At 75.3% G+C, this 7,014-nt stretch carries 3 protein-coding genes and 1 pseudogene; all 4 read left to right on the top strand.

The annotated features are described in order from the left end of the window. Positions 1 to 62: 62 nt before the first annotated feature. The gene (locus AOK18_RS17310; protein ID WP_079105059.1) at positions 63 to 1,172 is read left to right on the top strand and encodes a glycosyltransferase family 4 protein; all 1,110 of its coding nucleotides are present in this window, start codon (positions 63 to 65) and stop codon (positions 1,170 to 1,172) included. A 56-nt stretch (positions 1,173 to 1,228) separates the two neighbouring features. Further along, on the top strand, positions 1,229 to 1,984 hold the full coding sequence (locus AOK18_RS17305) for a class I SAM-dependent methyltransferase (RefSeq protein WP_055574394.1): 756 nt from the start codon (positions 1,229 to 1,231) through the stop codon (positions 1,982 to 1,984). Beyond that, a complete protein-coding gene (locus tag AOK18_RS17300; RefSeq protein ID WP_079105058.1) occupies positions 1,981 to 6,360 on the top strand; it encodes an alpha-(1->3)-arabinofuranosyltransferase domain-containing protein in 4,380 nt (1,459 codons plus the stop codon). Before AOK18_RS17305 ends, AOK18_RS17300 begins: the two co-directional genes overlap by 4 nt. Beyond that, a pseudogene (locus AOK18_RS17295) lies at positions 6,357 to 7,014 on the top strand (condensation protein); the annotation flags it as partial. The gene AOK18_RS17300 and the pseudogene AOK18_RS17295, both read left to right, overlap by 4 nt.

The following is a 7,014-nucleotide window of genomic DNA, read 5'->3' as shown; positions in this document are numbered from 1 at the left end:
CCCCGCCCGGGCGGGGGAGCCGCCACGAGCGGGAGGACGCGCCCCGCGCGCCGCTCCCCGGCGTGCAGCAGGCATCCCCGGCGGACCTCTCCGGTCCCCGCCGGATCGTCTTCCTCGCCCACCGCGACCTGGACAACCCCTCGGCCGGCGGCTCCGAGCTGCTGGTCGACCGGCTCGCCGACGGCCTGAGCCGCATGGGCCACCAGGTCACCCTGCTGTGCGGGGGACCGGCGACCCCCGTCCGCGACTACCGCGTGGTGTCGGCGGGCGGCGCCTACAGCCACTTCCTGCGGGCCCGTTCCGCCTTCGCCCGGCAGGTCGGCGACTGCGACCTGCTGGTCGAGGTCTGCAACGGCATGCCGTACCTGGCGCCGATGTGGCACCGCGGGCCGACCCTGTGCCTGGTCAACCACGTGCACACCGACCTGTGGGGGATGCGCTTCGGCGGTCCGCTGGCTCCGGCCGCGCGGATCGGGCGCCGGCTCGAGCACTGGGCGCTGACCGGTGCCCGGCAGAACGGACTGCTGGTCGCCGTCTCCCCGTCGACCGCGGACGCGCTGACCGGGATCGGGGTGCCCCGCGAACGGATCCGGGTCGTGCACAACGGCGTGGAGGAACCCGGCCCGGGCACCGGCCGCTCCCCGGAGCCGCTCTTCGTGGCGGTGGGCCGGCTCGTCGAGTACAAGCGGATCGACCTGCTGCTCCGGCTGTGGGAGCGGGTGCGGCCGGTCACCGGCGGGCGGCTGGTGATCGTCGGCGACGGCCCCGAGCGGGAGCGCCTCGAACGCCTCGCCGGCCCCGGTGTCGAGTTCGCCGGCCACGTCTCCGAGGCGGAGAAGCACCGCCTGCTGTGCGCGGCCTGGCTGCTGCTGCACCCCTCCGCGGTGGAGGGGTGGGGCCTGGTCGTCACGGAGGCCGCCACGCGCGGCACCCCGACCGTCGCCTTCGACGTGCCCGGGCTGAGGGATTCCGTGGTGGACGGCGAGACCGGCGTCCTGGCCCGCGGCGAGTCCTCCTTCGCGGCGGCCTGGTGCACGCTCGCCCTGTCCGGCGCGCGGCGGGAACGGATGGGCGACACCGCCAGGGAGCACGCCGCCCGGTTCCGCTGGGACCGCACGGTGCGGCAGTTCCGCGCCGTCGCGGCGGAGGCGGTGCGGATCCACCGGCCATGAACGGCAGACGCATGACTGACAGGGGCATGACCCACAGAGAACCGGGCGGCACGGGTATGAGCGGCAGGGACAGGGGCGGCGGCACGCCGAAGGACCCCTCCCTGCGCCGTTCCCTGGCCCTCTTCCGCGCCTTCATGCGCGAGCAGGAGGACCCCGACGCCTGCTACGCCCTGCTCGCCCGGGACGCCGCCGACCAGGTCGAGGCGTACGGCGGGCCCGTCGCGGGCCGCGTCGTGGTCGACGTCGGCGGCGGCAGCGGACACTTCACCGAGGAGTTCCGCCGCCGCGGCGCCGACGCCTTCCTCTTCGAGCCGGATGTGCGGGAGCTGGCCGAGAAGCCGCCCGAGGGGACCGTGCTCGCGGACGGCTACCTGCTGCCGCTGCGCGACGGCGCCGCGGACGTGACGTTCTCGTCCAACGTCCTGGAGCACGTGGCCGATCCGCAGACCTTCCTCAGTGAGCTGGCCCGGGTCACCCGGCCCGGCGGGCTCGTCTACGTGTCGTTCACCAACTGGCTGTCGCCGTGGGGCGGGCACGAATGGGCCCCCTGGCACTATCTCGGCGCCGAGCGGGCCCGCGCCCGCTACCGGCGCCGTACCGGGAGGCCCGCCAAGCACACGCTCGGCGAGAACCTCTTCCCGGTACACATCGGCACCACCCTGCGGCAGGTGCGGGGCCGCTCCGACGTACGCATCGTCTCGGCGCGCTCCCGCTACTGGCCGTTCCTCACCGAGACCGTGGTCAAAGTGCCCGGTCTGCGTGAGTTCGCTACGTGGAACCTTCTCCTCATCCTCCGGCGGTGTCCCGAATGACGACCACGGTCCAGGCTCCCCCTCCGGCAGCCTCCTCCCGTACCGCGACCACCGCGGGCCCACCCCAGGGCCCGCGGTCGCGGCGCTGGCTGCTGGGTTTCTGGGCGCTGGTGTTCGCCCTCCTCCTGGCGGTACAGCCGGGGCGGCAGACCTTCGACACCAAGCTGGGTGTCACCGTCGACCCGGGACGGTTCCTCGCCGACCTGGGCCAGCTCTGGCAGAGCCAGGGCTCCTTCGGCGGGGTCAACAACCAGTACGTCGGCTACCTGTGGCCGATGCTCCCGTTCTACTGGCTGTGCGACCTCGTGCAGCTCCCGGTGTGGCTGGCCGAGCGGCTGTGGCTGTCGCTGATCGTGTCCGTCGCGTTCTGGGGCGCGCTGCGCCTGGCGGAGCGGCTGGGCGTGGGCAGCGGGTCGTCCCGGCTGCTCGCGGCGACGGCGTACGCCCTGTGGCCGCTGTTCACGACGGTGATCGGCTCGACGTCGGCCGCCGCCCTGCCGGGCGCGCTGCTGCCGTGGGTGCTGCTGCCGCTGGCGGACGAGCGCTACACGGCCCGGGTCGCGGCCCTGCGCTCGGCGCTGCTCGTCCCGTTCATGGGCGGGGTCAACGCGGCCTCGACGCTGGCGTCGCTGCTGCCCGTGGGCCTGTACCTGCTGTCCCGGCCGGCGGGCCCGCGCCGGTGGAAGCTGATCGCCTGGTGGACGCCCGCGGTCGCGGTGGCGACCGCCTGGTGGTGGATCCCGCTGCTGCTGCTCGGCGTGTACGGCGAGAACTTCCTGCCCTACGTCGAGACCGCGCAGACCACGACGGACACCATGGCGGCCACCGAGGCGCTGCGCGGGGCCGGCAACTGGGTGGCGTACCTGCACTTCGGTGAGGCGTGGCTGCCCGCGGGCTGGACCGTCGCCTCCTCGGTACTGGTGATCGTCTGCTCGGCGCTGGCGGCCGGTCTGGGCCTGGCCGGCCTGGCCCGGCGGGACCTGCCGGAGCGGCGCTGGCTGGTGCTGACCGTGCTGGTGACGATGCTGGTGCTGCTCGCCGGGTACGGCGGCGCGTTCGGCGGCCCGTTCCACTCGGTGGTGCAGGACTGGCTGGACGGCTGGCTGTCGCCGTTCCGCAACATCTACAAGTTCCAGACGGGCCTGGCGCTCGCCCTGGTCCTGGGCCTGGCCCACCTGGTGGGCACGGTCGCCCGGTCGCGGGCCGCCGACGGCGCCCACGGCCTCCGGCGGGCGCGCAGCCGGCGCTTCGCGCCCCTGGTCGCCGCGGTGCTGGTCCTGCCGGGGCTGATGTGGCCGTACCTCAACGGTTCGATCCTCGCGCCGGGCTCGTTCCGGGAGATCCCCGCGTACTGGGAGGCCACCGCCGACTGGCTGGAGGAGAACTCCCCCGACTCCCGCGCCCTCGTCGTGCCGGCCACCGCGCACGGCATCCACACCTGGGGCTCGACCATCGACCAGCCGCTCGACGTGGTCGCGAACTCCCGCTGGGCGCAGCGCGACTACGTGCCGTTCGGCACCCCGGGCAACCGGCGCGCCCTGGACGCGGTCGAGCAGGCCCTGCTGACCGGCGCCGAGGTGCCGGGCCTGGCCGACTACCTGAGCCGTGCCGGCCTGCACTACGTCGTCGTCCGCAACGACCTCGACCCCGACCAGGTCGGCCAGGTGCCGACCACCACGGTCAAGCGCACCCTGGAGCAGTCCGGGTACGAGCGGGTCACCGGGCTCGGCCCGGTCTCGACCGCCGGAGTGATCGCCGAGGGCACCCCGCTCCAGGTCGAGGGGCTGTACCAGCAGCAGCGGGCGGTGGAGATCTACCGTCCGACCGGCACGGACGTCCGGCGTCCGGGACAGGCCGCGCTGGCCCCGATCGCCGACACCGCCGTGGTCTCCGGCGGACCGGAGGCACTGCTGCCGCTGGCCGACCGGCTGCGCGGCCGGCCGGCCGTGCTGACCGGCGACGAGCACCCCGGGCTCGGCACCCCGCCGGTGCAGGTGACCGGTGACGGGATGCGCTACGCGGACACCCGGTTCGGCCTGGTCAACTCCAACACGTCGTACACGTACACCCCCGACGAGCGCAACGCGCCCGACGCCGTGCAGGACGCGGGCGAACGGCCGCGCCAGATCCTGCCCAAGGAGGGCCTGGACCACCAGACGGTGGCCGAACTGCGCGGCGCCCGTTCGGTGTCGGCGTCCTCGTACGGCAACTGGCTGTTCCACCTGCCCCAGTACGACCCGGTGAACGCCTTCGACGGCAACCCGGACACGGCCTGGGCGGAGGGCTCGGCCGGCTCGCCGGACGGGCAGTGGCTGCGGATCGCCTTCGACGAGAGCTACGACATGCCGGACTCGCTCGGCGTCCTCCCGCTGCCGCAGGGCAGCGCGCGGGCGGCGGCGACCAAGGTGCGGGTGGAGACGGAGCAGGGCTCCGAGACCAGCTTCCTGCGGGCGAACGGAACCAAGCAGGACGTCAAGGCGCCCGCGGGCGAGACCCGCTGGATGAAGCTGACGATCGTCGACTCGGTCGCGCAGCGCACCGGTCTGGGCGGCGCGGGCTTCTCCGAGATCGACCTGCCGGACGTGCGGGTGACCCGGATGCTGCGGCTGCCCACGGACTCGGAGGACTCGACGGCGGCGGCCCAGGTCGTCTCGCTGCACCGCTCCGCCGACCCGACCGGCCTGTCCCCGACGGGCACCGAGAACGGACTGCACCGCCAGTTCACCACGGGCACGGCGGGCACCTACGAGATCACGGCGAGCGCGGTGCCCGTACCGGGCGAGGCCCTGGACCGCCTGCTGTACGAGGCGGCGCCCGACCAGCAGGCCCGGATCACCGCCACCGCCGACTCCACCGCCCGCCTCGGCGCGGGCCTGAGCGCGCGCAACCTCACCGACGGCGACCTGACCACCTCCTGGATCGCGGGCGACAAGCCGGTCGTCCACCTGAGCTGGGACGGCAAGCAGCCCGTCGACGAGATCGTGCTGGCCGCCGCGGGCGGTCTGTCCACCCGGCCGACCGAGGTCCACATCAGCTCCCCGGACGGCGCGACGATCGCGGGCGTCGACGACAACGGAAAGGTCACCTTCCCGGCCATCACCACGGACCGGCTCGACATCACGGTCACCCGCACCGCACCCCTCACCCTGCACAACCCCGTCGCCGGCGAGGACCTCGACCTGCCGGTGGGACTGACCGAGGTCTACGTCCCGGCGCTCGACGAGTACCGCACCCCGCAACCCTCCGCCGACCGGGAGTTCACCCTCGCCTGCGGCAAGGGCCCGGTCCTGGCCGTCGACGGCCGGCTGCACGAGACCGCCGTCCGGGGGACGGTGGGCGACCTGGTGGAGCGGCGTCCGGTGGACGTGACCCTCTGCCAGGAGGGCGAGGAGGAGACAGCCCTGGAGCTGTCGGCCGGGGAGCACCGGGTCGAGGCCGGGGACGCCGGCCCGCTGACCGTGACCGCCCTGACCCTGACCCGCGGCACCGTGCCGGACGTCTCGGCGGCCGAGCGCGAGCTGGAGGTCAAGGACTGGCTGGGCGACCGGCGGGAGCTGTCGGTCGGCTCGGGCGCCGCCTCCTACCTCACCACCTACGAGAACTACAACAAGGGCTGGACGGCCACCCTGAACGGCGAGGAACTGACGCCGGTGCGGCTGGACGGCTGGCAGCAGGGCTGGCGGATCCCGGCCGGCGAGAGCGGCACCGTGAAGCTGTCCTACGGTCCCGCCACCGCGTACGACGCCGCGCTGATCGGCGGCGGCGTCGGGATCGCGGTGCTGATCGCACTGGCCCTGTGGCGCCGGAAGGCCGAGAACCCGGACGCCCCGCAGCCCGCTCCGGCGTCGCCCGGACCGTGGCTGGGCGCGGTGGCGCTGACCCTGGCCGGCGTGGTGATCGCCGGCTGGTGGGCGCTGCTGGTCCCGGCGCTGGCACTGCTCGCGTGGCGCAGAGCCGCCCTGCTGGCGCCGCTGGCGCTGGCCGCCCTCGCGGGAGCGGGGATCATCGCGGCCTTCGGGGCCGGGGAGCCGGCGGGAGCGGGCGAGGGCGCCTTCGGGCACCTGGCGCAACTGCTGGCGCTGATCGCCCTGTTCGCCGCGCTGGTGAGCCTCGGCGGCCCGGACTCCGGGCGCAGGGTCCGGGAGGACGGCTGGGGCACCGGCCGGACGGACGGCACCGCGCCGGCCGGGCACGGACCCGCCGCCGGTCCGGGCCACGACACGGCGCGGTACGACACGCCCGCACCGCCCCTCGTTCCGGCGCAGTCGCCGCCCTCCGGCCGGGAGACGCCCACGCGGCAGCTTCCCCGCATGCGGAAGACGGGCGACCCGGACGGCGCGGCCGGCGGCCCGGCGGAGAGGGGCCAGTCCGGATGACCGCCCCTCTGCGGATCCCGTTCCCCGTGGTGGACGAGGTGTCCCGGCACTGCGTCCAGGAGGAGGAACCGGAGACGGTGCTCATCGAGGTGCACCTCCCCGGGGAACTGGATCCCGGCCGCCTGCGCAAGGCGTTCCTGGAGGCGCTGCGCCGGCACCCCCGCATCCTCATGCGGGAGGCGCCCGGCCCCTGGTACCGGCGCCGCTACGAGTGGGAACTGACCGATGAGCCCGACGTGGAGGCGGTGAGCTTCGCGCCGCCGGGCCCCGCCTCCCTCGGGGAGGCCCGGGCCCGGGCCATGGCCGTGGCGCCCCCGCTCACGGCGTCCCCGCCGATCCGCCTCGAGGTGGTGCCCGCCCCGGGCGACACCGAGTCCGGGGCGGGCGGCGGGGCGGACGGCCGCCCCGCCGCGGCGACGGGCACCGCGCTGCTGCTCACCCTCAACCACACGGCGCTCGACGGCCCGGCCTGCCTGCGCATCCTGGCCACCGCCGCCGAGATCTACGGCGGCCGGGACAACTCGGCCGCCGCCCCGCCCGTCCGGCCGGCCGAGCCGCCGCGGACGGACGCGGCGGGCCTGCCCTCCCCGTGGACCCCGCCCGCCCGGGTGGCCCGCGGCGCCCCGGTGCGGGTCCGGGGCGCCCGCCGCGGCA

This window comes from Streptomyces prasinopilosus, assembly GCF_001419695.1.
Taxonomy (GTDB): domain Bacteria; phylum Actinomycetota; class Actinomycetes; order Streptomycetales; family Streptomycetaceae; genus Streptomyces; species Streptomyces prasinopilosus.
This window is presented reverse-complemented; position numbering and strand designations above follow the sequence as displayed.

Bases quoted from the DNA above. Each gene is read 5' to 3' on its own strand.
- AOK18_RS17305 (WP_055574394.1), top strand. From the start codon at position 1,229: ATGAGCGGCAGGGACAGGGGCGGCGGCACGCCGAAGGACCCCTCCCTG.
- AOK18_RS17300 (WP_079105058.1), top strand. From the start codon at position 1,981: ATGACGACCACGGTCCAGGCTCCCCCTCCGGCAGCCTCCTCCCGTACC.